Below are 4,091 nucleotides of genomic sequence, written 5' to 3' on the forward strand. Positions count from 1 at the left end.
GCAGAGAAGGGAGAGTATGAAGCGTTTGCTGCGTTTCGTCAACCCCTTCTTTTTCCACCGAACTCATCAAAACTACGTGATGTTTTCGGCGGGGACAGAACTATAGCGCACCTCCGGCGCCCGCGCAAGGCCGCGCCGCGCGCGAAGGGAAGCAGGGACAATTGCGGCCATTACTTCGAAGGAGATACCGTGACGCTCACTCGGCGCCTTGCCCTCATCAGCCTCATCTTCGCTACCTGCGGCAGCGCCGCCGCCGCCGACTGGAGCGACACCGCCGTCAGCTGGCGCTACGGCACGCGCTTCCGCGAGCCCTTCAACGATCGGGACATCCACAAACACGTCCTTGCCCTCACCCACGCCAGCGGCTACACCTATGGGACCAACTACTTCAACGTCGACTTCCTGCAATCGGACGAGAACGACCCCGCCTCGCTCGGCCAGACCGAAGGCGCGCAGGAAGCCTATGTGGTCTACCGGCACACGCTCGACATCGGCAAGCTGCGCGGCAAGGACATCACCTTCGGAGCCGTGCGCGGTGTCGGCCTCACGTTCGGCTTCGACTGGAATACCAAGAACGACGTTGGCTACAACTCGCGCAAGCGCATGCTGGTGGCGGGGCCGACCCTGATGTGGAATGTCCCTGGGTTCTTCAATTCGAGCCTGCTGCTCATCCATGAGAGCAATGCGCCCAGCGGCGCGTTCCCGCCGATTTCAGAGGTGCGCGGCCGCTACACGTATCGCACGCATCCCATGCTGTCGGCCAGCTGGGCCATCCCGGCGGGAGAGCGCTGGTCGTGGGAGGGCTATATCAACGTCATCGCCGCCAAGGGCCGCGACGAGACCGGCAACCCGACCGGGCCAGAGACGAACCTCGACATGACGCTCATGTACGACCTTGGCCCACAGCTGGGCGCGAAGAAAAACACCTTCCGCGTCGGCGCCGAATATCAGTTCTGGAATAACAAATTCGGGAACACCAGTGCGACCACGGGCGGCCGCGGCCAGCGCGCGAGCACGCCCATGATCCGAGCGGAGTATCACTTCTGATCGGTATTCCCGGGAAGTGGCACATCTGGGCCGCGGATCCAGTCCAGCTGCTGGCCCGGATAGAGTTCGGCCAGCACTGCCAGGCACACGCTGGCCAAACGCTCGGAAAGCAGCGTTTCTCCCGTCGCGGCATCGCTCGCGCGCACCTTCTGCCACCAGGCCGCTCCTCCCGAACCACTGTTAAGAGCCCGTTCGACAGCGCCCTGCCAGAACGCGGGCGATTCGCCCTCCACGAACTGCCCGCGGCCGCGGCCGAAGTGGGCGACGGCCAGGTAGCGCAGCACACCCGTGACCAGCAGCGAGTCCAGGAATTCGTCGGAGTAGCGCAGCTCGGGGTGATTCCGATCGGTGCCCGCGTTAAAGCCCCACACCGCGCCCGCCGCGGTCATCCCGCCGAGAAGGCCGCCGAGCAGAGCTCCGCCACCGAAGGTCAGGCCGCCCGCCAGCAGGTCGGTGGTCAGGCCAGTGGCCGCACCCGTCAGGATGGCGCCCAGCAGGCCGGCCAGCGTCTTGTCGACGGGTGCCCGCACGGTGAAGGTATCGCGTAACCGTGCGTTGATGAGGACCGCGTCGCGCGGCTCCAGCCTGTGAAGCACGAGCAGTTCGCGCGTGACGGCATCGGCCGCGTGCTGCGTGCGGCCGACCAGAGCGGCCATCGCCTGCTCCTGCGTGCGCCTGGCTGCGTCGCGGCCCACGCCGACGATCTTCAGCGCGGACTTCAAGACTGAGTTTTCCGCCACCTCGACCGCTTGGACTTCGCGGGCGGCGCCGCCGATCTGGCGGGCCAGCGCGTGCATCGAGGCGTTGAACCTGGCTGCGTTCTCGTGCCGCCACTGGGCCAGCAGGCGGGCGTGCCCCGGCTGCAGCGGCTCCGGCAGGACCTCGGCCAGCGTGATAAAGAAGGCCTGCTCGTGCACCCAGCAGCGCGCGAAGGCGTCCAGCGCAAGCGTCGCGCGGACGTGCGGGTAGCGCGCCAGGTGGCTGCGCCAGCGCGCCTGCTCCGCCATCTCTTCCGCCGCCGGGCGCGGTGGGCCGAGCTGGTTGAGCAGCAGGATGACCGGTTTGCCAAGCCAGTCGAGGATCTGCATCTCGGCGGCGACGTAGCCCGCGTCCTCGGGCGCCTCGGACGAATTGACCAGGTAGAGCACCACGTCTGCCCGTTCGCGGGCCGCGCGCAGGGCCTTTTGACTGAGCCAGAAGGCGCGGTCCCGATAGCGGTCGATGACCTCGCGCAGGAACCAGCCGATCGGGTTATTGGCCATCGCCAGCCGGCGCGCAAGACGGGAAGAATCGCCGAAGCCCGGCGTGTCCCAGAGCGTGAGGCGGTCGCCCTCCGAGGTCTCGAGCAGCACGTGGGATTGCGCGTCCTGCGTGACGTGGGCCGCGTCGCGCACTTCTCCGACGTCCGCACCGAGCAGGGTGCGCGTGAGCGTGGTCTTCCCGCTGTTGGTGTGCGAGACGAGGGCCAGCTGTATCACGGACGCCGTCATGGGAGCTCGCCCTTTTCAGGGGCCTGCAGGTCGATGAAGGAAACGGGCACGGAATGCGACTCGGCGAAGCGGCGCCACAGGTCGCGGCGGGTGGCGAGGCGCTGGGCGCTGTCCGGCTGGTGACCAAGGCGCGCGGCGATACCGGAGATATCGACCAGGGCACGCGGCAGCTCGCCGAGTGCCTGGTGCAGCTGGCGCAGGAAGGCGCCGTGCGTGTCCTGCTCGGGCGTGGCGGCGGCGTTGAAGAGCGCCGCGGTGAGGGTCCTGGCTTCGCGGCCGATTTCCGGCGGCGCCTCACCATAGACCACAGACGGCCGCAGGGCCAGTTCGACACGGTCGCCGAACATGCGCTGCGCGATGTCGTTCAGCGCGCGGGTGCGCGGGTCGTCCAACTGGAAGCTATAGGGGATGATGCGCAGCGTGCGCGGACCGGCGAGCAGGGATCCGGTGCCGCATAAGCGCGCAAAGTAGGGGTCGGCCAGGTCGACGGCAAAATGACGCGCGAGCCACAGCGCGCGCAAGCCCGCAAGGGCGGCCAGCATGGCACGCGGCAGCACGACGATGAGGGCGAGCGTGGCGGCGTACAAATGCACCCAATGCGCGCCCACCGCAGGGTGCACAGGTGCACCGAAGCGCAGCGCTTCCATCTCGCTGATGCTGAACCCTGTCATTCCGAGCAGCTTGGTCGCAGGCGTGAACACGGCCGCCATCAGCGCGTGCACCTGGCCGGCATCGAGAAAGGTGCTTTCCCAGCCGACGATGTACTGCGTCAGCAAACCGCGCATGTAGAGCGAGGCAATCACGCCAGCCGTGAACGCGCACGCGGCCAAATGCAGCGCGCATTCGACACGTGCACCGGTCAGTGGCGCAGCCGCGGCGCGCCAGCGCGAGCCGAAACTGGCCGTCGCGGTGAGAAGCGGATGCGGAAGGCGCGCGGCCGCCGGCCGGATGCCGGCGAGAGTACCGGACAGCTTGCGGGTGAGCAGGCCGACGCCTGCCTCACGACCTGGGATAACGCGCAGGAGTAGGCGTACAAAGAGCAGCGCATACACGAGCAGGTTCCACGCAATGATCCCGAGCAGCGGCGCGGAGAGGATGTCGATCCGGTGTGGATGCGCGACGTGGTCAATGGCCGCCCCGGCGAAAAGGCCTACCAACGGCAGGAGGTAGAGCGGCCAGCGTGAACCGGGCTTGGTCACGCCGCGGAAGGCGGGGTGGCGTTCGGTGACCCGCTCCAGCACCAGGCGCGCGCGCTGGTCCAGGAACACCGGAACCGAGAGGTCAGGTGCGTGTGTTTCGGTCGCGCGCCAGTTGGCCATTTCGCGCGCCGTGCGCGAGGCGTGCAGGCGGTCGGCATCGCTCAGGACCTGGCCCTCCTGGTCGGCGGTTTCGATGGCCTGCATCAGCAGCACGCGGCGTGCGGTGGTCTCGTTCATCTCGACGATTCTACCGGACGCACAAAAGTAAAAAGCCCGATAGCTTTCGCTACCGGGCTTTTCCCTTTATAACTAGCCTGACGATAACCTACTTTCACACTGGTTGCAGCACTATCAT

Annotated in this window: 3 protein-coding genes; 1 reads left to right on the top strand and 2 read right to left on the bottom strand. The window is 67.0% G+C overall.

What is annotated here, in order from left to right:
- Positions 1-189 precede the first annotated feature (189 nt).
- The gene (locus E4L96_RS03840; protein WP_135205909.1) at positions 190-1,047 is read left to right on the top strand and encodes an outer envelope protein; all 858 of its coding nucleotides are present in this window, start codon (positions 190-192) and stop codon (positions 1,045-1,047) included.
- Here the strand turns inward: E4L96_RS03840 and E4L96_RS03845 are convergent.
- Positions 1,038-2,537 carry a DUF3482 domain-containing protein gene (locus E4L96_RS03845; RefSeq protein ID WP_135205910.1) on the bottom strand — a complete coding sequence of 500 codons (1,500 nt, stop codon included), beginning with the start codon at positions 2,535-2,537 and terminating at the stop codon, positions 1,038-1,040. The two genes, E4L96_RS03840 and E4L96_RS03845, sit on opposite strands and share 10 nt — an antisense overlap.
- On the bottom strand, positions 2,534-3,973 hold the full coding sequence (locus E4L96_RS03850; RefSeq protein ID WP_135205911.1) for a DUF2868 domain-containing protein: 1,440 nt from the start codon (positions 3,971-3,973) through the stop codon (positions 2,534-2,536). The genes E4L96_RS03845 and E4L96_RS03850 overlap by 4 nt, the downstream gene beginning before the upstream one ends.
- Positions 3,974-4,091: the final 118 nt, after the last annotated feature.

The organism is Zemynaea arenosa, from assembly GCF_004614185.1.
Taxonomy (GTDB): domain Bacteria; phylum Pseudomonadota; class Gammaproteobacteria; order Burkholderiales; family Burkholderiaceae_D; genus Telluria; species Telluria arenosa.